At 70.6% G+C, this 20535-nt stretch carries 20 protein-coding genes; 15 read left to right on the forward strand and 5 right to left on the reverse strand.

What is annotated here, in order from left to right; translation table 11 throughout:
- The first annotated feature begins 4 nt into the window (after positions 1–4).
- From AW273_RS13430 to AW273_RS13440, 3 genes are all read left to right on the forward strand, one after another.
- Positions 5–655, forward strand: a complete 651-nt coding sequence (locus AW273_RS13430) for an HAD family hydrolase (RefSeq protein WP_062348620.1) — start codon at positions 5–7, stop codon at positions 653–655.
- 223 nt (positions 656–878) lie between these two features.
- A complete protein-coding gene (locus tag AW273_RS13435; RefSeq protein ID WP_062348621.1) occupies positions 879–1445 on the forward strand; it encodes a hypothetical protein in 567 nt (188 codons plus the stop codon).
- Between the two features lie 50 nt (positions 1446–1495).
- The gene (locus AW273_RS13440; RefSeq protein WP_062348622.1) at positions 1496–2260 is read left to right on the forward strand and encodes a hypothetical protein; all 765 of its coding nucleotides are present in this window, start codon (positions 1496–1498) and stop codon (positions 2258–2260) included.
- A 16-nt stretch (positions 2261–2276) separates the two neighbouring features.
- Here AW273_RS13440 and AW273_RS13445 read toward each other — a convergent pair whose 3' ends face one another.
- Complete coding sequence (locus AW273_RS13445) at positions 2277–3383, reverse strand: helix-turn-helix transcriptional regulator (RefSeq protein WP_157555771.1); 1107 nt, start codon at positions 3381–3383, stop codon at positions 2277–2279.
- A 171-nt stretch (positions 3384–3554) separates the two neighbouring features.
- Between AW273_RS13445 and AW273_RS13450 the strand changes: the two genes are divergently transcribed.
- From AW273_RS13450 to AW273_RS13490, 9 genes are all read left to right on the forward strand, one after another.
- Positions 3555–4028: a hypothetical protein gene (locus AW273_RS13450; protein WP_062348624.1), complete on the forward strand. Its 474-nt coding sequence runs from the start codon at positions 3555–3557 to the stop codon at positions 4026–4028.
- Between the two features lie 297 nt (positions 4029–4325).
- Positions 4326–5327 (forward strand): ABC transporter permease, encoded by a 1002-nt coding sequence (locus AW273_RS13455; protein ID WP_062348625.1) that lies wholly within the window; start codon positions 4326–4328, stop codon positions 5325–5327.
- 45 nt (positions 5328–5372) lie between these two features.
- Positions 5373–7139 carry an ABC transporter substrate-binding protein gene (locus AW273_RS13460; protein ID WP_062348626.1) on the forward strand — a complete coding sequence of 589 codons (1767 nt, stop codon included), beginning with the start codon at positions 5373–5375 and terminating at the stop codon, positions 7137–7139.
- A 72-nt stretch (positions 7140–7211) separates the two neighbouring features.
- On the forward strand, positions 7212–8225 hold the full coding sequence (locus AW273_RS13465; RefSeq protein WP_062348627.1) for an ABC transporter permease: 1014 nt from the start codon (positions 7212–7214) through the stop codon (positions 8223–8225).
- Positions 8222–9244: an ABC transporter ATP-binding protein gene (locus AW273_RS13470; RefSeq protein WP_062348628.1), complete on the forward strand. Its 1023-nt coding sequence runs from the start codon at positions 8222–8224 to the stop codon at positions 9242–9244. Before AW273_RS13465 ends, AW273_RS13470 begins: the two co-directional genes overlap by 4 nt.
- Complete coding sequence (locus tag AW273_RS13475) at positions 9244–10257, forward strand: ABC transporter ATP-binding protein (protein ID WP_062348629.1); 1014 nt, start codon at positions 9244–9246, stop codon at positions 10255–10257. The genes AW273_RS13470 and AW273_RS13475 overlap by 1 nt, the downstream gene beginning before the upstream one ends.
- Positions 10258–10419: 162 nt before the next feature.
- Entirely contained in the window at positions 10420–11274 is an 855-nt protein-coding gene (locus AW273_RS13480; protein WP_062348630.1) for an SCO3242 family prenyltransferase, read from the forward strand.
- Positions 11271–12080, forward strand: a complete 810-nt coding sequence (locus tag AW273_RS13485; RefSeq protein ID WP_083949739.1) for a sugar phosphate isomerase/epimerase family protein — start codon at positions 11271–11273, stop codon at positions 12078–12080. The genes AW273_RS13480 and AW273_RS13485 overlap by 4 nt, the downstream gene beginning before the upstream one ends.
- Positions 12081–12090: 10 nt before the next feature.
- Positions 12091–13389: an alkaline phosphatase family protein gene (locus AW273_RS13490; RefSeq protein ID WP_062348631.1), complete on the forward strand. Its 1299-nt coding sequence runs from the start codon at positions 12091–12093 to the stop codon at positions 13387–13389.
- A gap of 27 nt (positions 13390–13416) precedes the next feature.
- On the opposite strand, the gene AW273_RS13495 is transcribed toward AW273_RS13490, so the two are convergent.
- From AW273_RS13495 to AW273_RS13505, 3 genes are read right to left on the reverse strand one after another with little or no spacing between them, the layout of a single operon-like run.
- Complete coding sequence (locus AW273_RS13495) at positions 13417–14100, reverse strand: response regulator (protein ID WP_062348632.1); 684 nt, start codon at positions 14098–14100, stop codon at positions 13417–13419.
- Entirely contained in the window at positions 14101–15282 is a 1182-nt protein-coding gene (locus tag AW273_RS13500; protein ID WP_232327378.1) for a sensor histidine kinase, read from the reverse strand.
- A gap of 59 nt (positions 15283–15341) precedes the next feature.
- Positions 15342–16205, reverse strand: a complete 864-nt coding sequence (locus AW273_RS13505) for a RecB family exonuclease (protein ID WP_157555773.1) — start codon at positions 16203–16205, stop codon at positions 15342–15344.
- A gap of 115 nt (positions 16206–16320) precedes the next feature.
- Here AW273_RS13505 and AW273_RS13510 point away from each other — a divergent pair, with 115 nt between their 5' ends.
- Positions 16321–17439, forward strand: a complete 1119-nt coding sequence (locus AW273_RS13510; RefSeq protein ID WP_083949740.1) for a site-2 protease family protein — start codon at positions 16321–16323, stop codon at positions 17437–17439.
- Between the two features lie 99 nt (positions 17440–17538).
- Complete coding sequence (locus AW273_RS13515; protein ID WP_062348636.1) at positions 17539–18921, forward strand: FHA domain-containing protein; 1383 nt, start codon at positions 17539–17541, stop codon at positions 18919–18921.
- Between the two features lie 64 nt (positions 18922–18985).
- Here the strand turns inward: AW273_RS13515 and AW273_RS13520 are convergent, their stop codons facing one another.
- On the reverse strand, positions 18986–19582 hold the full coding sequence (locus AW273_RS13520; RefSeq protein ID WP_062348637.1) for a TetR/AcrR family transcriptional regulator: 597 nt from the start codon (positions 19580–19582) through the stop codon (positions 18986–18988).
- 39 nt (positions 19583–19621) lie between these two features.
- Here AW273_RS13520 and AW273_RS13525 point away from each other — a divergent pair, with 39 nt between their 5' ends.
- Positions 19622–20530, forward strand: coding sequence for a carbohydrate kinase family protein (locus tag AW273_RS13525; protein ID WP_062348638.1), 909 nt, complete (start codon positions 19622–19624; stop codon positions 20528–20530).
- Positions 20531–20535 lie beyond the last annotated feature (5 nt).

Raw genomic sequence — 20535 nt, forward strand, 5'->3', positions numbered from 1 at the left:
TTCAATGTCCGAACATCTGCACGCCGTTCTCTTCGACATGGACGGCCTGCTGGTCGACACCGAGAAGGTGTGGGGCCTCGTCGAGGCCGAGGTCGTCGAACGGCTCGGCGGTGAGTGGGGCCCCGAGCACCAGGAGCGCATGGTCGGCGGATCGTGGGACACCACGGTCGCCTACATGCTCGCCCTGACCGGGTCCGACGTCGCCCCTGACGTGGTGGGCCGCTGGCTGCTCGACGGCATGCTGGCCCGGCTGGAGTCCGGCGTCGAGCCGCTGCCCGGCGCCCTCGAACTCCTCGCCGAGGTCAAGGGCGGGGGCGTGCGCACCGCCCTGGTCACCGCCTCGCTCCGGCCGATGGCCGACGCCGTGCTCGCCTCGATCGGCCGCCACCACTTCGACGTGGTGGTCACCGCCGACGACGTGACCCGCACCAAACCCGACCCGGAGCCCTACCGGCTGGCCCTGCGGCTCCTCGACGCCGACCCGCGCCAGACGGTGGTGTGCGAAGACTCGCCGAACGGCGTCGCCGCCGCCACCGCCGCGGGCTGCCACGTGATCGCGGTCCCCAACCTGGTGCCCATCGCCGCGGCCCCCCGCCGCACGATCGTCGAGTCCCTCCTCGACGTCGACCTGCCGCTGATCCGATCGCTCGTCTAGGCACCCCGGAAGCACCCGCCGGAAATATCGCTTTATGCGGGAATGCCGACGGCCAATCGGCGCAATGAGCCCGCAAAGAAAGATCGTGCGGCGTTTGTCGTCCGGTCGGCCGGAAATTGGGGTGGGCGGAATTGTCCATTCCCGCTCCGGTGGGATTTCCGCAGAGGTGCACACATTGCGAACACTTCACGGCGTCGCGCGGGCATTCACGAGAAACGGCTGCGTGGCCGTCGGCGTTTCCCTGTTCGGCTTTCTGGCCGCCGCCGCGCCCGCGAACGCCGACACGCCGCGGCCGAAGCCCACGTGGACGGACATCGCCGACGGCGACGCCCTGTCCTTGAAGAGCGAGGCCCTGGCCAAGAAGGGCGACGCCCCGACCAGGAAGACCCGGGCCGCGCACCCCAAGCCGGTGCGCCCGAAGTTCGAGACGTCGCTCGACTCCGCCGCCGTCGACATCACGTCTCTGGCCAATCCGCTCGTCTTCACCGTGACGACGCGCAGGGGCGTTCCCTACCTGCACGATCCGCGCAGCGTCCCGGGCTGGCTGAACCTCCGCCGGGTGTCGGGCAGCCGCGGCGGCCGGGTCACCCACATCACCGTGGCCCAGGACTCCCGCCTGAACTACCTCCCCGATCCCACCACGACGACCGCGCTGCGCGTCACGGTGCAGACGCGGGACGGGATCTTCTTCACCGTCTGCCGTCTGGGGAACCTGGCGAACCCCAACACGCCGCTGCCGGCGGCCGGCGCCCTGCCCTGCACGCCATGGGCCGCGCTTCCCGCCGTCTGACGAAAGCCGCCGAGGAAACGACGTTTCCCGTTCTTCCAGGAGTCCTGATCATGCGTTTCCAACGATTCGCCGTGTGCGCGATCGTATTCACCGGTCTGGCCGCCGTGGGCGCGGTCGCACCCGCCGGGGCCAAGCCCGCCGACCCGTATTCGCCGGAGAAATGGGGTGTCATCGGCCGCAACTCCGCGGGGAACGCCAGCGCCTTCCTGCGGCTCGGGCCGTGGGGGCGCGAGACCCCCGCGGAACCGGCGGCCACCCAGGCCCCGCCCTACGGGATGGGCAGTCTCGGGTTCATCGTCGGAGGCGACTCCGACCACATCCAGTTCGGCAACGAGACCGACTTCGCCGGCATGCGGCTCGCCGACATCGACGTCCTCCGCTACTGGATCTTCACCGCGGCCGATGAGGACGTGTTCCCGGCCATCAAGCCGCCCACCCTCAACCTGGAGGTCGACCCGAACCAGGGCATGGTCGACTACACGAGTCTCGTCTACCTCCCCAGCGAGTCGGCGAGCCCCTCGGCCCCGGCCGTGCGGGCCGCCGGGCGCTGGCAGCGGTACGAGCCGAGCGCCGCCAACGGCAAGTGGTACCTGACCAGGCCGGTCCCCGGCGTGATCGGCTGCACCCAGGCGTCGCCCTGCAGTTTCGCCGTGCTGAAGGCCCAGTTGCCCGACGCGGCGATCTCCTTCAGCGTGGCCTTCAACAAGGGCAGCCAGGACGGCCCCTTCTTCGGGGCCGTCGACGGTCTCCTGATCAACGACACGCTCTACGATTTCGAGCCCCTGGGCGTGCGGAAATTCCAGATCGGCCGCTGACCGGCCGGGCCCTCGGTCAGGCGGCCAGCAGGGGCGCCAGGTCGGCCCGGTTGTTCACGCCCAGCTTGGTGTAGACCCGGCACAGGTGGTTGGCGACCGTACGCGGCGACAACACCAGCCAGTCGGCGATCTCGCGGTTGGTGAGGTTCCACGAGGCCAGCCGGGCGACCTCGGCCTCCCGGGCGCTCAGCCCCTCGACGCGGGGCGTGGCCCCGCCGAGCAGCGCGAGCCCGTCGCGCACGCCCAGCGTCGTGGCCCGTTCGCGCACGACGTGGGCGTGCAGCGGGCAGGCCAGCCGGACCCGCGGGGGAGAGGTGTCCCGCGACACGGTGACCAGGCCGCGGCGTTCCAGCCGGGTGACGGCGGCGTGGTCGGCCAGGCCGAGTAACACGTCCAGGTCGACCGGCTCGGTCAAGGCGGTCAGGTCGATCGCGGTGGTCTCGGCCGGGGTCAGCCCGGCCAGTTCGGCCTCCAGGAGCTGGCGCAGCCGGGGCGGCGGGGTCAGCTCGCCGTCCCACCGCCAGACGCCGCCGGTCAGGGTCATGTGGGTGCCGGGCAGCAGTTCGGTGATCAGGCGCAGGTTGCCGCCGGTGGTGTGGTGGAGGCGGCGTACCGTCGCGATGTCGGCGGGGCCGCCCAGGGCGGCGGCCAGCAGGCGGCCGGTCTCGCGGACCGTCAGCGGGCCGAGGTCGATCCGGGCCAGCACGCCGTCGCGCCACAGGGCCGCGATCGGCTCGGGCAGCGGGGCCCCCGCCCTGGCCGTGACGATCGGGGTGGCGCCGTGGTGTTCGGCCAGGTGGGCGACCAGGGCGGCCGAGCTGGGGTCGAGCAGGTGGGCGTCGTCGACGGCCAGCACCGGCGGGATCGCCCCCAGGGCGCCGGCGGCCCAGACCACCGGGTTGACCGGGCGGTGCCCCGGGTCGGGCAGCAGGTGGGCGAAGGCCCCGAACGGCACGTCGGCCGCGCGGGCCCGGACGAGGAAGAAGGAGAAGGGCGCCAGCGCCTCGGCGAGCAGCCGGGTCCGCCCCGATCCGGCCGGGCCCGCCACCAGCACCCCGCCCCCGTCGCGGGCCGCCGCCCTGATCTGATCACGTTCGGCCGTACGCCCCATGAAAGGCCACATGCCTCCGACGGTAGGAATCCGCCGGGCCGGGCGGATCAGAGTGAACCCCACGGTCCCCCAGGGGTAACCCGGGGGAGTGCCTAGGGGTCGCGCCCTCCTCAGGGAGGAGCCCACGTCGGAGACCCACGTGACAGGATGGAAATCTGCCGCAGACAACACGAGGGGGCCGTCATGACCTTTGAGCAGATCGCGTGGCTGCCGCTGTGCGCGGGGCTGACCGCCGTCGGCGTGGTGCTCGCCTTTCTCGCCTTCCGGCGCCGTGGGGCGGCGGCCGGGTTGCGCGCCACCGCCTGGGCGCTGCTGCCGCTGGCGGCCTATCTGACCAACGCGCTGAAGACCCTGTGGAACATCGTCAGCTCGATCGTCGGTTTCGTGACCGGGCTGGTGCTCTCGCCCACAGTGTGGGCGGGGGTTGCGCTGGCCGGGCTTTCGGTGGTCTTGTTCCTGGTGTCGGGGGTCATGCGGGGCCGCACCCTCCGCATGGGGCGCAGGTCCCGGCCCGAGCGGAAGGCCGCCGCACCCGCTCCGGCGGCTCAGGCGGGCCGGCCGGCGGAGGTCACCAAGCCGATGGCCCGTCCGGTCGAGTCGAAGAATGATGATTTCTCCGACATCGAGGACATCTTGAAGAAGCGCGGCATCAGCTGAGCCCGACTCGGGAAATCTCGTATGGCGAGACCTAAGTTACCGGCCAGTGCAATGTCACAGATCCGCGACACAACCGAAACCGGACTCCGACATTCTCTTCAAGATCAACACGAATGAGTTTCGCGTGAATCACAGTTGGGCCACATAGCGCCTACTGGGTCTTGTTTACGCAGATCAGCACATAGATTCTGCCTCCGAGACCCGCTCACGCTGTGGGTCTGGATCCACATGGGAGCGCTCCGGACGCGTCGTGCTCCCGTCGGCACAACGTCGTCTGGAACCCAGGGGGCCCAACGCATGACCGCACCACTTGACGTCTCCGGCGATGAGCTGAAAGCCACGCCGGAGTCCGTTGCCGAGGGAGCGGGCGCGAAGGCGATCCAGGGGCGGTCGCTCGGACAGATCGCCTGGATGCGCCTGAAGCGGGACAAGGTCGCCCTCACCGGTGCCGGTGTCATCGTCTTCCTGATCCTGGTCGCCGTCTTCGCGCCATTGATCGTGAGCTGGTTCGGGCACCCGCCCAACCAGTTCAACCAAGACCAGATCGACACCCTCACGATGATCCCCAAGGGCGGGTCCGGCATCAGCTGGGACTACCTCTTCGGGGTCGAACCCGTGAACGGCCGCGACCTGTTCAGCCGGGTCGTGTACGGCGCCCGGATCTCCCTGCTGATCGCCTTCCTGGCCACCCTGCTCTCGGTCTTCATCGGGACCGTCATGGGCGTCATCGCCGGCTACTTCGGCGGCTGGGTCGACATGATCATCAGCCGGCTCATGGACATCTTCCTCGCCTTCCCCGTCCTGGTCTTCGCCATGGCCCTGGTGGGCGTGCTCGGCCAGTTCGAGACCCAGTTGCAGGTGAAGGGCGACTCCCTCCGCATCCTGCTGCTGATCTTCGTCATCGGCTTCTTCAACTGGGGTTACATCGCCCGCATCATCCGGGGCCAGACGTTGTCGCTGCGCGAGCGCGAGTTCGTCGACGCGGCGCGGAGCCTGGGCGCGCGGGGGCCGTACATCCTGTTCAAGGAGATCCTCCCGAACCTGATCGCGCCGATCCTGATCTACGCCACGCTGCTCATCCCGACCAACGTGTTGTTCGAGGCGGCGCTGTCGTTCCTGGGAGTCGGCATCCAGCCGCCCACCGCGACCTGGGGCGGCATGCTCGCGGCGGCGACGAAGTACTACACCGTGCCGCACTTCATGTTCTTCCCCGGTATGGCGATCTTCATCACCGTGCTGGCCTTCAACCTCTTCGGCGACGGCCTGCGCGACGCGCTCGACCCCAAGTCGGGTCGCTGAGCTTCCACCCTGTTTCCCCGGCTCCTACCAACAAGGGGTTTACGAATGAAGAAGAAAGCACTGGTCGTCTCGGCCGCCGGTGCCGTCCTGGCGCTGGCCCTGTCGGCCTGCGGCGGCGGCGGCACGCCGGCGAACGAGGGCGGTGGCACCTCGGCGCCTGCGGCGTCGGCGGGTGGCGCGGCGGGTTTCAACGCCGGTCTTGAGAACGTGACCAACCCTTCCGACGCGAAGGGCGGCACCCTCAAGATGGCCGTCACCGAGGACTGGGACTCCGTCGACCCCGGTGACACCTACTACGGCATGTCGTGGAACCTGCTGCGCATCTACGGCCGCCCGCTGGTGACCTACAACCCCGCGCCGGGCGCCAAGGGCCGCGAGCTCGTGCCCGACCTGGCCGAGAGCCTGGGCGTGAGCAGCGACGAGGGCAAGACCTGGACCTACAAGCTGCGCGCCGGTGTGAAGTTCGAGGACGGCACCCCGATCACGTCCAAGGACGTGAAGTACGCGGTGCTCCGCCAGCTCGACAAGAAGACCTTCGTCAACGGCCCGACGTACTTCAACGACTGGCTGGACCTGCCGAAGGACTTCAAGTCGGTCTACGAGACCCCCGACGTCAACACCGACTCGGCGATCGAGACCCCCGACGACCAGACGGTCGTCTTCCACCTGAACAAGCCCTACTCCGGCTTCGACAACTTCGCCGCGCTCCCGGCCACCGTGCCGGTCCCGCAGGCCAAGGACACCGGCATCAAGTACCGCGACCACGTCGTGGCCTCCGGTCCGTACATGTTCGAGACGGTCGAGCAGGGCAAGCAGTACGTCCTGGTCCGCAACCCCAACTGGGACCAGGCCACCGACCCGGTGCGCAAGGCCCTGCCGGACAAGTACGAGATCAGCCTGGGCGTCGAGGCCAACGACCTCGACAACCGGATCATCTCCGGCGACCTGCACATCGACATCGCCGGCACCGGCGTGCAGCCGGCCGCGCTCGGCTCCATCCAGACCGACCCGGCCCTGCGCGAGCGCGCCGACAACCCGGTCTCGGCCCGGACCTGGTACATCTCGATCCTCAACGACAACCCGCCGCTCGACAACATCGAGTGCCGCAAGGCGGTCATCTACGCCGCCGACCGCGTCGGCCTGCAGAACGCCTACGGCGGCCAGCTCGCGGGTGACATCGCCACCTCGCTGCTGCCCTCGGGCATCGGCGGCTGGAAGAAGCTCGACCTCTACCCGACCGGCAGCGGCGACGAGGCCAAGGCCAAGGAGGCCCTGACGGCCTGCGGCCAGCCCAACGGCTTCGAGACCACGATGACCTTCCGCTCCGACCGTCCCAAGGAGGTCGCGGCGGCCGAGTCGATGCAGCAGGCGCTCGCCAAGGTCGGCATCAAGCTGACCCTGAAGGGCTTCCCGACCTCGGAGTACTTCACCGCCTACGCCGGCAAGCCGGAGTACACCAAGGCCAACGGCATCGGCCTGGCCACCAACGGCTGGGGCGCCGACTGGAACGACGGCTTCGGCTTCCTGTCGCAGATCGTCGACAGCCGCACCATCCGCGAGGCCGGCAACTACAACCTGTCGGTGAAGGACCCGGCCGTCGACGCCCTCGTCGACAAGGCCTTCGCCACCGCCGACACCGCCGCCCGTGACGCGGTGTGGGGCGAGATCGACCAGAAGGTCATGGAGGGCGCCTACGTCCTCCCGGCCGTCTACGCCAAGGGTCTGCTGCTCCGGGGCAAGGGCGTGACGAACCAGTTCGTCACCGGCGCCTTCGACATGTACGACTACCTGGCGCTCGGCGTCCAGCAGTAGCAAACCGGCCTTAGGTTCGGCAGGCAGGGGGCCGGTCCCACCGGACCGGCCCCCTATCGCCGAGGGGGGACAGTGGTCACCTACATCATCAGGCGCCTGATCGGCGCCCTGGCCATGCTGTTCGTTGTCAGCGCGGTCACTTTCTCGATCTTCTTCGTGGTGCCCCGCCTCGCGGGGGTCACGCCCGACGACATCGCCAACCGCTATGTCGGCCGGGCCGCCACCGCCGAGACGGTCCAGTCCGTGGCGGAGAAGCTCGGGCTGCACGACCCCGTCGTCGTCCAGTACGGCCGATGGGTGAAAGGCGTCTTCGTCGGTTCCGAGTACGACTACGGAACCGGTGTCGAGCAGTGCCCCGCCCCCTGCCTCGGGTACTCCTTCGTCACCAAGCAACCGGTCTGGCCCGACCTGGTCGACCGGCTCCCCGTGACGCTCTCGCTCGCCGCGGGCGCCTCGGTCATCTGGCTGGTGATCGGCGTCTCGGTCGGTGTGTTGTCCGCGTTGAAGAGACGCTCGATCTTCGACCGGGGAGCGATGATCATCGCCTTGGCGGGCGTGTCGCTGCCTCCCTTCTTCACGGGTCTGGTGGCGCTCTCGCTGCTCTCGTACGGGCTGGGCATCACCGCCCCCGGCGGCGCCTACGTCCCGTTGACGGAGAACCCCGCCCAATGGGCCTACAGCCTGATCCTGCCCTGGCTCACCCTGGCCTTCCTGAACGCCGCGGCCTACGCCCGGCTCACCCGGGCCGGCATGCTCGACACGATGGGTGAGGACTACATCCGCACCGCGAGAGCCAAGGGCCTCAAGGAGAGCAAGGTCATCGGCAAGCACGGCCTGCGCGCCGCGCTGACGCCGATCGTCACGATCTTCGGCCTCGACGTGGGCATCCTGGTCGGCGGCGCGATCCTGACCGAGAACGCCTTCTCCCTCCAGGGCCTCGGCAAGTACGCCACGACGGCCATCGCCGCCAACGACCTGCCCAAGATCATGGGCTTCACCATGCTGGCCGCGTTCTTCATCGTCGTGGCCAACCTGATCGTCGACCTGCTCTACGCGGTCGTGGACCCGAGGGTGCGGCTGTCATGACCTTCCTCCAGCTCAACGACCTGAAGGTGCACTTCCCGACCGACGACGGCCTGGTCAGGTCGGTCGACGGCCTGTCGTTCCAGCTCGAACGCGGCAAGACCCTGGGCATCGTGGGCGAGTCGGGCTCGGGCAAGAGCGTCACCTCGCTCAGCATCCTCGGCCTGCACAAGGGCGGCCGGGCCAGGATCTCCGGCGAGATCTGGCTCGACGGCGAGGAGCTCGTCTCGGCCTCGCAGGAGCACGTGCGCTCGCTGCGCGGCAAGAAGATGGCGATGATCTTCCAGGACCCGCTGTCGGCGATGCACCCCTATTACACGGTGGGCGACCAGATCATCGAGGCCTACCGCATCCACAACGACGTGCCGAAGAAGGTCGCCAGGAAACACGCGATCGACATGCTCGGCCGGGTCGGCATCCCGCAGCCCGACCGCCGCGTCGACAGCTACCCGCACGAGTTCTCCGGCGGCATGCGCCAGCGCGCGATGATCGCCATGGCCCTGTCGTGCGACCCCGAGCTGCTGATCGCCGACGAGCCGACCACCGCGCTCGACGTGACCGTCCAGGCGCAGATCCTCGACCTGATGCGCGACCTGCAGCGCGACTTCAACGCCGCGCTGATCATCATCACCCACGACCTGGGCGTGGTCGCCGAGCTGTCCGACGACATCCTCGTCATGTACGGCGGCAAGTGCATCGAGTACGGCTCCGCCGACGACATCTTCGAACGGCCCGAGCACCCCTACACCTGGGGTCTGCTGGGGTCCATGCCCCGCCTCGACCGCGAGGTGACCGAGCGGCTGCTGCCGATCAAGGGCAGCCCGCCCTCGCTCATCAACGTGCCGTCCGGGTGCGCCTTCCACCCCCGCTGCGCCTTCGAGCCGCGTACCGGCGGCAAGGGCGGCACGGTCGTGCCCGACCTGGTCGAGACCGAGGGAGGCCACCTGGTGCGCTGCCACCTCTCCCGTGAGGAGCGGCGGGACATCTGGGCCACCGAGATCAAGCCGAAGCTGGAGTCCTGATGACCGAACCCATCCTGTCCGTCCAGGGGCTGGAGAAGCACTTCCCGGTCACCAAGGGCCTGTTCAAGAGCCAGGTCGGCGCGGTCAAGGCGGTCGACGGCATCAGCTTCGACGTGCGCAAGGGCGAGACGCTGGGCCTGGTGGGCGAGTCGGGCTGCGGCAAGACCACCACCGGCCGCCTGATCACCCGGCTGATCGAGCCCACCGGCGGGAAGATCACCTTCGAGGGTCACGACATCACGCACATGAAGCAGGGCAGGCTCCGGCCGCTCCGGCGCGACATGCAGATGATCTTCCAGGACCCGTACAGCAGCCTGAACCCCCGCCACACCGTCGGGGCCATCGTGGGCGCGCCGTTCCGGATCCAGGGCATCGAGACCGAGCAGGGGACGAAGAAGGCCGTCCAGGAGATCCTGGAACTGGTCGGCCTGAACCCCGAACACTACAACCGCTACCCGCACGAGTTCTCCGGCGGTCAGCGGCAGCGCATCGGCATCGCCCGCACCCTCGCCCTGAAGCCCAAGCTGATCATCGCCGACGAGCCGGTCTCCGCGCTCGACGTGTCGATCCAGGCCCAGGTCGTCAACCTGCTGGAAGACCTGCAGAACGAGCTCGACCTGACCTACGTGGTGATCGCCCACGACCTGTCGGTCGTCCGGCACATCTCCGACCGGGTCGCGGTCATGTACCTCGGCAAGATCGTCGAGGTGGGCGAGCGCGCGGGCCTCTACGGCTCGCCGATGCACCCCTACACCAACGCCCTGATGTCGGCGGTGCCGATCCCCGACCCCAAGCAGCGTGCGGGCCGCGAGCGCATCCGCCTCACCGGCGACGTGCCCTCGCCGCTCAACCCGCCGCCGGCCTGCCGTTTCCACACGCGCTGCTGGAAGGCCCAGGAGATCTGCAAGACCCAGGAACCGCCCCTGGCGGAGCTCGTCCCGGGCCACGCGGTCGCCTGTCACTTCCCGGAGAACGCCCCGTCGACGACGGAGACCCCGGCCACGGTGGCCTAGCTTTCGTCCCTCCCGGGCCGCCCGCTCACCGAGTGGGCGGCCCGAGGCATGCACTCGGGCGATATGCGCGGATTTACCTTGAAGCAGGTCAAGGGCTCGCTATCGGACGAAAAGTCTGGAAACATCCGATCATCTAGCTTGGTAAGTGATCGGAAGTCGTAAATGAGTCGAATCGGGTTTAGGGCGGCACTCGAACTGGTGCGCGCCCCGGCCACCCTCTCCGTCCCCGGCGACACCATGGCGGGCGCCGCGCTCGCCGGGCGCAGCGGAACCCCCGGCCTGGCCGCCGCCTCGGTGCTGCTCTACTGGGCCGGGATGGCCCTGAACGACTGGGCCGACCGCGACATCGACGCGGTCGAGCGGCCCGAGCGGCCCATCCCCTCCGGACGCATCTCGGCCAACCAGGCCCTCGGCATCGCCGCCGGGCTCACCGGCGCCGGGATCGCCGCGGCCACGCTCGCGGGCGGCCGGAAGGGCTTCGCCATCTCCGCGCTGCTGGCGGGGGCGGTGTGGGCGTACGACATGGGCCTGAAGCACACCCCGGCCGGTCCCGCCTCGATGGCGGCCTGCCGCACGCTCGACGTGATGCTCGGCGCCGGCCGGGCCACGCCGATGGCCTTCGCCGTGGGCGCCCACACCTACGGCATCAGCATCCTCGGCCGCGCGGAGGTGTCCGGGGCGAGCCCGGCCACCGTCCGCGGAGCCCTCGCCTGTACGGCCGCCGCCACCGGTCTCGCGGCCGTCTCGGTGGCCCGGGGCGCGGGCTCGGCGGCCGACAAGGCCACCGCGGCCGCCCTCATCGCCGGGTACGCCGCCAGCGGCGGGAAGGCGACGCTGGCGCTGCGCGGCAAGCCCGACCCCGAGCAGGTCCGCCAGGCGGTCCGCGCCTCGATCATGGGCTTCGTGCCGCTCCAGTCGGCCGCCGTGGCCGGAGGCGGCAAGACGCTCTCCGGGCTGGGCCTGCTGGCCGCGCTCCCGGTGGGCCGCTGGCTCTCCTCGAAGATGTCGACGGCATGAACTTCGGCTACTGCTCCAACGGGTTCCGCGACCACTCCCTCGACGACGCGCTCAGCGTGCTCGCCGACCTGGGCTACACGGGCGTGGCGCTCACCCTCGACCACGGGCACCTCGGCCCCGACCCGACGTTCCACGAGGTCAGCCGGGTCGCGACGCTGCTGAGCCGGCTGGGCCTGTCAGTGGTCGTGGAGACCGGGGGCCGTTACACCCTCGACCGGTTCCGCAAGCACTACCCGACGCTGCTGCACGAGGACGCGGCGGCGCGGGTGGCGTACACGAAGAGGGCCATCGAGGTCGCCGCCGACCTCGGCGCGCCGGTCGTCCACCTCTGGAGCGGCATCCGCCCCGTCGAGGTGCCCGAGGACCTCGCGTGGGACCGGCTGACCGCGCACTGCGAGACCCTGCTGGCCGACGCCGAGGAGCACGACGTGGTGCTCGGGTTCGAACCCGAGCCCGGCATGCTCGTCGACGACCTGGCCTCCTACGAGCGGCTGCGCAAGCGGCTGGGGGAGCCCGACCGCTTCGGGCTGACCCTCGACATCGGGCACTGCCGGTGCCTGGAACCCTGGCCGGTCGCCGAGTGCGTCCGGCGGGCGTCGCCCTACCTGGTGCACGTCCAGATCGAGGACATGCGGCGAGATGTCCACGAACATCTGGAGTTCGGCGACGGAGAGATCGAGTTCGCGCCCGTCATGGCGGAGTTGCGCGGATTCGACGGGATGATCGCGGTCGAACTGGCCCGGCACAGCCACGCCGCCCCCGCGGTCGCCCAGAGATCCATCGAATTCCTGCGACGTCATTCCTGAGGACATAACCATGCTCGTTATCAACGTGGTCGGGCTCACCCCGCGTCTGCTCGCCCACATGCCCAACGTGTCGAAACTGGGCAACGCCGCCGCTCTCACGCCGGTGCTGCCCGCGGTGACCTGTTCGGTGCAGGCCTCCATCGTGACCGGCGCGATGCCCCGCGACCACGGCATCGTCGGCAACGGGTGGTACTTCCGCGACCTCGGCGAGGTCTTCCTGTGGCGCCAGCACAACGCCCTCATCCAGGGCGAGCAGATCTGGGACGTCACCCGCGACCTCAAGACCGCCAACGTCTGCTGGTGGTACGCCATGGGCACCAACTCCGACTTCGTGGTGACGCCCCGCCCGATCTACCACGCCGACGGCGCCAAGTCGCCCGACGCCTACGTGCGCCCCCCGGAGTGGCACGACCGGCTGGTGAACGACCTGGGCGAGTTCCCCCTGTTCACCTACTGGGGGCCGAACGCCGGCATCACCTCGTCGAACTGGATCGTGGGCGCCACCCGGAAGATCATCGACGCCGAGAAGCCCGACCTGACGATGGTCTACATCCCGCACCTCGACTACGACCTGCAGCGCTTCGGCCCCGACTCCCAGCAGGCGATCGACGCCGCCAAGGCCGTCGACCAGGCGCTGGTGCCGCTGCTCGACCAGAACCCGGTCATCCTGTCGGAGTACGGCATCACCAACGCCACCCGCGCGGTCGACATCAACCGGGCGCTGCGCCGCGAGGGCCTCCTGGAGGTCTACACCCAGGTCGGCATGGAGTACCTCGACCCGTGGACCAGCCGCGCCTTCGCGGTCTCCGACCACCAGATCTCCCACGTCTACGTGAAGGACTCCGCCGACATCCCGCGCGTCCGCGACCTGATCGCGGGCCTGGAGGGCGTCGACGAGGTCCTCGACCAGGCCGGCAAGGAGAAGTACGGCCTCGACCACGAACGCGCCGGGGAACTGGTCGCCGTGGCCGAGCCCGACGCCTGGTTCACCTACTACTACTGGCTCGACGACGACCGCGCGCCCGACTTCGCCAAGCTGGTCGAGATCCACCGCAAGCCCGGCTACGACCCCGCCGAGCTGTTCATGACCAGCAAGGCCATCGCCGCCAAGGCGCTGCTGCGCAAGAAGATGGGCTTCCGCTACGAGATGTCGGTCGTCCCCCTCGACCCGAAGCAGGTCAGCGGCAGCCACGGCCGCCTGCCCGACTCGCCCGAGGACGGCCCGGTCCTGATCGGCCCGTGGGACGGCGAGAGCTACCACGCGACCGAGGTGAAGGACCTCCTGCTCAAGGAACTGCGCAGGTCGTGAACCGGCCCGGGGGCGGGCGGTCGTGCGTCAGGGCTGCGCGCCGGGTGTGATGAGCCCGGTCTCGTAGGCCAGCACGACCGCCTGCACCCGGTCGCGCAACCCCAGTTTCGTCAGCACGTTGCCCACGTGGGTCTTCACGGTCGTCTCGCTGACCACCAGCTCACGGGCGATCTCGGCGTTGGACAGGCCCTTGGCGATCAGCTTGAGGACCTCCAGCTCCCGCTCGGTCAGCCGGGCCAGCCGCGACGGCGACGCCTGCTGCTGCGCCGACGGCAGCCGGCTCGCGAACTTGTCGAGCAGCCGCCGCGTCACGCTGGGCGCCACGATCGCGTCGCCGCCCGCCACCACCCGGATCGCCTGCACCAGCTCCGCGGGCGGCACGTCCTTCAGCAGGAACCCGCTGGCCCCGGCCCGCAGCGCCTCCACGATGTACTCGTCGAGGTCGAAGGTGGTCAGCACCAGCACCCGGGGCACGTGGGCCGACGGCGCGGCGTCGCGGACGATCCGGCGGGTCGCCTCGATGCCGTCCATGCCGGGCATCCGGATGTCCATGAGGACCACGTCGGGCAGCAGCGCCCGTGACTGGTCCATCGCGGTCGAGCCGTCGCCCGCCTCGCCGACCACGGTGACGTCGGTCTCGGCCTCCAGGATGAACCTGAACCCCGTGCGCAGCAGCGGCTGGTCGTCGACCAACAACACCCTGATCGGCATTTACCTGTCCTTGAGGGGAAAGCGGGCCCGGACCTCGAATCCGCCCCCCGGTCGCGGGCCGATCCGCAGAACTCCACCATAGAGGGCAACTCGCTCCTTGATGCCCACCAGACCGTGCCCCTTGCCGCCGTTCTCGCGTGTCAGCACGAGCCCGCGGCCGTCGTCCTCGACGTGCACCATCAGCTCGCTGGGCTCGTGGCGGACCGTCACCCACGCGCGGGCGGCCGGCCCGGCGTGCCGCAGGCTGTTGGTCAGCGCCTCCTGGACCAGCCGGTAGGCGGCCAGGTCGACGCCCGGCGGCAGTTGCCGCGTCTCGCCCTCAAGCCAGAGCTGCGTGGTCAGCCCCGCCTCCCGCATCTGGTCGACCAGGCCGGGCAGGTCGTCCATGCCCGGCTGCGGGCCGCGCTCGGCCGGCCCGTCGGTCCGCAGCACGCCGACGATGTTGCGCATCTCGGCCATCGCCGTGCGCCCCATCTCCTCGATGGAGACCAGCGCGTCGCGGGCCACCGCCGGATTCTTCTCCAGCATCGTGCGGGCGGCCGCGGCCTGCACCGTCATCACCGACACGTGGTGGGCGACCACGTCGTGGAGCTCCCTGGCGATCCGCGACCGCTCCTCGGCGCGGGCCGCCCGGGTGTCGGCCTCGCGGGCGCGTTCGAGCCGGTCGGCCCGGTCGACCAGCTCCCCGAGATAGGCCCGCCGCAGCCGGGTCGTGCGCCCGATCACCCACACCAGCGCGGTCACCACCACGACGACCGCGTGGTCGGCCCACCCGAGATCGTTGTTGTCGGGCAGCGCCCCGGCGAGGTAACCGGCCATGACCAGCACCGCCGCCAGCACGCTCAGCGCCAGCCCGCGCAGCGTGGCGACGGTGTAGAGCAGGATGACGGCCCCGAAGTCGGCCAGCCCGGGGTTGTAGCCCAGCCCGCTGAGCGTCAGCGCGGGCACGCTCGTCGCCAGCAGGATCAGGAACGGCCACCGCCGCCGGAACGCCAGCGGCAGCGTGCACGAGACGACCAGCAGCAGGCTGAACCAGTCGGCCGGTCGCGTGCCGAAGGCCGGGGACATCTCCCCGCCGAGGCTCGCCGGCCCCGTGGACAACACGAAGAGCAGCGAGGACGCGGTCACCACGACCGCGAGGACTGAGTCGCTGATCAGTTGCCGACGGGGGGAGGCGCGCACGCAATCAATTTAGGCGTCTCCCGGCCCGCAGACCTCATCCCCAAGAACGAGCCCGGGGCTCAGAGCTCGTCGGTCGCCGCACGGGCCGCCAGCCGCCGCGTCGGCCGCGGCCTCTCCTCCGGTACGGGCGGGGGAGTGCCCCCGAACTCCGGGCAGAGCGCCTGGTGGTCGCACCAGCCGCACAACCGGGACGGCCGGTGGTGCCACTCGCGGGTCGTCAGCGACCGCTCGATCGCCTGCCACAACGCCTCGACCTTGCGCTCGGTCGCCCGCAGGTCGGCCTCGTCGGGCTGGTATCGCAGCACCTCGCCTTGGCCGCTCAGGTACATGAGCTGGAGCAGCCGGGGGATCTCGCCGCGCTGCCGCCACAACACCAGGGCGTAGAACTTCATCTGGAACAGCGCCTTGGCCTCGAAATGGGGGCCGGGGGCGGCGCCCGTCTTGTAGTCGACCACCCGGATCTCCCCGGTGGGCGCGACGTCGAGCCGGTCGACGTAACCCCGCAGCATCAGGCCGCTGTCGAGCACCGCCTCGACGTAGAGCTCCCGCTCGGCCGGTTCGAGCACCGTCGGGTCTTCGAGCGTGAAGTAGCGGTCGACCATGCCGCGCGCCTGCTCCAGCCACTCGTCGCGCTCGGCGTCGGTCGCGAACAGCCCCTCGTAGGCGGGCTCCTCGTCGAGCAGCCGCCGCCACTGCGGTTCGAGCAGCTCTCGGGCGGCCGCGACGGTGCGGGCCCCGGGCGGCAGGTCGTAGAGGCGTTCGAGCACGGCGTGGACGAGGGTGCCCCGCACGGCCGCCGCCGAGGGTCTCTCGGGAAGCTGGTCGATCACCCTGAACCGGTAGAGCAACGGGCAGGTCATGAAGTCACCGGCACGGGAGGGGGACAACGCGCCGATGACGGCGCGCTCCTCGGTCAGGGTCATGCCCAGACGATAGGCCATGGCCCCGACACTTCCCGGCCCGCACGGGCTCGCCGCGAACCGCCGGGCAGGTGGACGGCGCGTAGGATCCATGCCAAGGAAGGGGAACCAGACCGTTATGAGCACACCGTCCCCGGGGCTGCGGATGGGCCGCCCGTTCGGGATCCCGGTCTACGTGTCACCGACGTGGCTGATCGTCGCCGCGTTCATCACGATCACGTATGAGCCGGTGGCCGCCGGGCAACTACCCGATTTCTCGTCGTTCGTCCACTACTCAGTCGCCCTGCTCTTCGCGGTGCTGCTCTACCTGTCGGTGCTCGTCCACGAGCTGGCCCACTGCGTGGTCGCCAAAGCCTACGGTCTCCCGGTCAAGCGCATCACCCTCTACCTGCTGGGCGGGGTCTCGGAGATCGAGCAGGAGCCCGACACCCCCGGCAAGGAGTTCCTGATCTCCTTCGCCGGTCCCGTCGCCTCGCTCGGCCTCGCGGGTGTCTTCTACGGCGTCGAGCAGCTCCTCCACGAGGGCACGATCCCCCAGGTCCTGCTCTACATCCTGTGGTTCTCCAACGTGATCGTGGGCGTCTTCAACCTGCTGCCCGGCCTGCCGCTCGACGGCGGCCGGATGCTCAGGGCCGGGGTGTGGAGGGTCACCCGCAACCCCAACTCGGGCACCGTCGCCGCCGCGTGGGTCGGCCGGAGCGTCGCCGTCATCGTGGTGCTCTACCAGCTCGTGCTGCCGCTGATGGCCGGGCAGGAGCCCGACTTCACCGCCATCGTGTGGTCGATGATCCTGGCCTCGTTCATCTGGATGGGGGCCACGCAGTCGCTGCGCGTCGCCAAGGTCCGGTCCCGGCTGCCCCAGGTCCGGGCCCGCGCGCTGGCCAGGCGGGCCCTTCCGGTCGCCTCCGACGTGCCGCTCGCCGAGGCCCTCAGGCGGGCCCGTGAGGGCGGCGCGGGCGCGCTGGTGATCGTCGACCACGAGGGCCGTCCGACCGGGATCGTGAACGAGGCGGCCGTCAACGCGACCCCCGAGCCGCGCCGCCCGTGGATCACCGTCGGGTCGCTGGCGCGCTCCCTCGAACCGGCCCTCGTCCTGGGCGCCGACCTGGAGGGGGAGTCGCTGATCGACGCGATGCGCGACAACCCCGCGGGCGAATATCTGCTCGTCGAACGGGGCGGCGAAATCTACGGCGTGCTCGCCACCGCCGACGTCAACCGGGTCTTCACGGGCGTCTGACCAGATCGGGAGCGATCACCCCCACTCGTCATCTGGCTCGCGCACCACTAATGTTCTGGTCAAACGATCAGAAGTTAGGTATGGCCGGAGGAGAGTTCTGTGACGGAGCAGGGCGCGGGGGTGGTCCGTCCGCTTCCGGGTGACGGTGTGGTCGCTCACCTGAACGGGCTGGCGCTGGTATGCGGGCCGGGCTCGGCGCAGGTGGAGGAGTTGCTCGACGCGGTGCGGGAGACCGCCGAGAACGGCGGCGACGGACGGACCCTGGTCCGCAAGGTCGCTCAGGTTCTGGCGCGCTCCATGAACGACGACCCGCCGACGATCGCGGTCGCCGGTCCCACGGGCGGCGGCGTGGCGGTGCTGGTGTCGGGGGCGGCCTCGGCCCACCTTTTCGGCGCCCCCGACGGCGACTTCGTGGTCTCGGGGCAGGACGCCCTCACCTGGGCCGACCGCCTGGTGGCCGGCCCGGTGGGCCGGGTCGAGCTGCGCCTGCCCGGATCGGGCCCGTCCAGCCCCTATTCGCGCCTCGACGGCGGCGTGGTCGCCGGCGGCGGCGCCGAGATCGACTACACGGCGACCGGCCACACGATGCACCGGCCCCACCCGATCCCGCAGCCCTCCCCGCCGCCCCAGCCGGGTCACCCCTACGCCTCGCAGCCCTCGGGCCCGCAGCAGCCGATGATCCCCCACCAGCCGCCGCCCCCGCCGGGCGTGCCGCCGTACGGGCAGCCGGCCTACGACCCGCCGCCCTACGACCCGCAGCCGATGGGCGGCCCGATGCAGCCCCCGCCGCCGCCTCCCGGCCCTGGCCCGTTCGGCCCGCCCCCCGGCCTGCCGATGGGCCCGCCGCCGATGGGCGCCCCGCTGCCCCCGGTCGCCGAGCCGCTGCCGCCCCAGCACGACGAACGCCGCCACGACAGCGGCCACTTCGAGCCCCAGCCGCAGCCCGAACCCCCGGCCGACGACCCGAGCGACTCCACCCAGATGGACGCCGCCCCGGAGCGCCTCGGCCCCATGGTCCACGGCGTCGACTGCAAGAACGACCACTTCAACGACCCGCGCGCGCCCTACTGCGCGGTCTGCGGCGTCCCCCTGTCGACCCGTGACCTCGTCCCCTACAAGGGCCCGCGCCCCGCGCTCGGCGTCCTGCTCCTCGACGACGGCATGGCGCTGACCCTCGACAGCGACTACATCCTCGGCCGCGACCCCGAGCGGGCCCCCGAGGTCCAGTCGGGCGACGCCCGCCCGGCCAGGGTCACCAGCCCCGACGGCTCGGTCTCCCGCCGCCACCTGAGGGTCACCCTGGAGAACTGGGACGTGAACCTGATCGACCTCGGCTCGGTCAACGGCACCCAGATCCAGCCCCCGGGCGACCCGAACTTCTACGACATCCCCCCGAACGAGTCGGTCACGATCATGCCCGGCACGACGGTCCGGGTGGGGGTCTCCCGCACGATGCGCTTCGAGCCCCACCGCAGCGCCTGAGCACACGACGACCCTCGGCGCGAGGCATCCCGCCCCGCGCCGAGGGCGGGATGTCCGGCCCTTTCTAAGGCAGGCGGAGCCGGTCGAGTTCGGCGAGCATGATCTCCTCGATCCGCGACGCCCGGTCGGGGTAGAGCAGGCGGTGCAGGCTCAGCCCGTCCACGAGAGCGAGCAGGCGCTCCGCCGTGTCGTCGAGGCCCTCGCCCGCGATCTCCCCGGCGATCTCCCCGGCCTCGGCCGCGCTCTGGAGCAGGCTCCGCACCAGCAGGTGGAGGTCGGCCGCCTCCTCCCGCTGCGTCCGCAGCAGCGCCGGCGAGGTGAGGCTGCGCGCCCAGAAGCCGATCTCCAGGCCCGTCTCCCGTTCGCGCTCCTCGTCCATGGGCAGGTTGTCCAGGAGGAGCTCCCGCAGCGCCGCCAGGCCCGTCAGGCCGGTCAGCTTCTCGGCCAGGCGCTCGGTGATCCGGCGGTGGCTCGTGCGCAGGGCCGACAGGAGGATCTCGTCCTTGTCGGCGAAGTAGTGGGTCAGGACGCCGTTGGAGTAGCCCGCCTCCTTGGCGATCGCTCGCGTGGTCGCGGCCTCGATTCCCGCGCGCAGGATGATGCGGCGGGCCGCGGCGACGACCTCTTCCCTGCGTTCGTCATGGTTCACGATCTTCGGCATGTTGACATTTTAGTCGGGCGCCCGTCTATTATCCAGGCCATGTCGGTTGTCACGCTCGGCGTCCACATCGTGGACGTGCTCGCCCGGCCCGTCGAGTCGATCCCGGCCGGCCAGGACACCCATCTGGTCGAGCAGGTGCGCATCACCGCCGCCGGGGCCGCCGCCGGGACGGCGGTCGTGCTGGCCAGGCTGGGCCTTCCCGTCACGTCGCTGGGGGCCGTCGGCGACGACGAGCTCGGCGACTTCCTCCTCATGGTCATGGACCGGCACGGCGTCGACGTCGCCAAGGTGACGCGCAAGCCGGGGGAGCAGACCGCCGCCTCGATCCTGCCGATCAGGCCCGACGGCGGGCGGCCCTCGTTCCACGTCCCGGGAGCCAACCTGGGGCTCTCCCTGGCCGACGTCGACGTCGACACGATCAGGAGCGCGAAGGTCCTCCACCTGGGCGGCATGGACGCCACCTGGGGCCTCCACGACCCCGCCTTCCACGCCCTGCTCGACGAGGTGCGGGGCCGGGGCACCCAGGTCACCCTCGACCTGCTGTCGAACATGCCCGACCTGATGCCCGCCGCGAAGACCTTCCTGCCCCACGTCGACCACTTCCTGCCCAACGAGGAGCAGGCCCTCATGATGACCGGCGCCCCGACCGTCGAGGAGGCCGCCGCGGCGCTGCTGGCCGAGGGCCCGGCGACGGTGGTCGTCACGCTGGGCGCCGAGGGCAGCCTCGTCGCCACCGCCGACGGGCTCACCCGGGTGCCCGCGGAAGACGTATCGGTGATCGACACCACCGGATGCGGCGACGCCTACTGCGCCGGGTTCGCCGCCGGGCTGCTCACCGGGCGTCCGGTGCTCGAATCGGCCCGTCTCGGCACCGCCGTCGCCGCCCGCGTGGCCGGCGGCCTCGGCTCCGACGCCAACCTGGACGGCGCCGCCGCCCTGCTGTCCTGAGAGGA

It is taken from the genome of Herbidospora yilanensis, from assembly GCF_001570565.1.
Classification (GTDB): Bacteria; Actinomycetota; Actinomycetes; order Streptosporangiales; family Streptosporangiaceae; genus Herbidospora; species Herbidospora yilanensis.

Coding starts and splice junctions, on each gene's coding strand:
- AW273_RS13475 (WP_062348629.1), top strand. CDS start 9,244: ATGACCGAACCCATCCTGTCCGTCCAGGGGCTGGAGAAGCACTTCCCG.
- AW273_RS13490 (WP_062348631.1), top strand. CDS start 12,091: ATGCTCGTTATCAACGTGGTCGGGCTCACCCCGCGTCTGCTCGCCCAC.
- AW273_RS13505 (WP_157555773.1), bottom strand. CDS start 16,205: ATGACCCTGACCGAGGAGCGCGCCGTCATCGGCGCGTTGTCCCCCTCC.
- AW273_RS13455 (WP_062348625.1), top strand. CDS start 4,326: ATGACCGCACCACTTGACGTCTCCGGCGATGAGCTGAAAGCCACGCCG.
- AW273_RS13450 (WP_062348624.1), top strand. CDS start 3,555: ATGACCTTTGAGCAGATCGCGTGGCTGCCGCTGTGCGCGGGGCTGACC.
- AW273_RS13430 (WP_062348620.1), top strand. CDS start 5: ATGTCCGAACATCTGCACGCCGTTCTCTTCGACATGGACGGCCTGCTG.
- AW273_RS13440 (WP_062348622.1), top strand. CDS start 1,496: ATGCGTTTCCAACGATTCGCCGTGTGCGCGATCGTATTCACCGGTCTG.
- AW273_RS13460 (WP_062348626.1), top strand. CDS start 5,373: ATGAAGAAGAAAGCACTGGTCGTCTCGGCCGCCGGTGCCGTCCTGGCG.
- AW273_RS13525 (WP_062348638.1), top strand. CDS start 19,622: ATGTCGGTTGTCACGCTCGGCGTCCACATCGTGGACGTGCTCGCCCGG.
- AW273_RS13445 (WP_157555771.1), bottom strand. CDS start 3,383: ATGTGGCCTTTCATGGGGCGTACGGCCGAACGTGATCAGATCAGGGCG.
- AW273_RS13510 (WP_083949740.1), top strand. CDS start 16,321: ATGAGCACACCGTCCCCGGGGCTGCGGATGGGCCGCCCGTTCGGGATC.
- AW273_RS13520 (WP_062348637.1), bottom strand. CDS start 19,582: ATGCCGAAGATCGTGAACCATGACGAACGCAGGGAAGAGGTCGTCGCC.
- AW273_RS13480 (WP_062348630.1), top strand. CDS start 10,420: ATGAGTCGAATCGGGTTTAGGGCGGCACTCGAACTGGTGCGCGCCCCG.
- AW273_RS13485 (WP_083949739.1), top strand. CDS start 11,271: ATGAACTTCGGCTACTGCTCCAACGGGTTCCGCGACCACTCCCTCGAC.
- AW273_RS13470 (WP_062348628.1), top strand. CDS start 8,222: ATGACCTTCCTCCAGCTCAACGACCTGAAGGTGCACTTCCCGACCGAC.
- AW273_RS13495 (WP_062348632.1), bottom strand. CDS start 14,100: ATGCCGATCAGGGTGTTGTTGGTCGACGACCAGCCGCTGCTGCGCACG.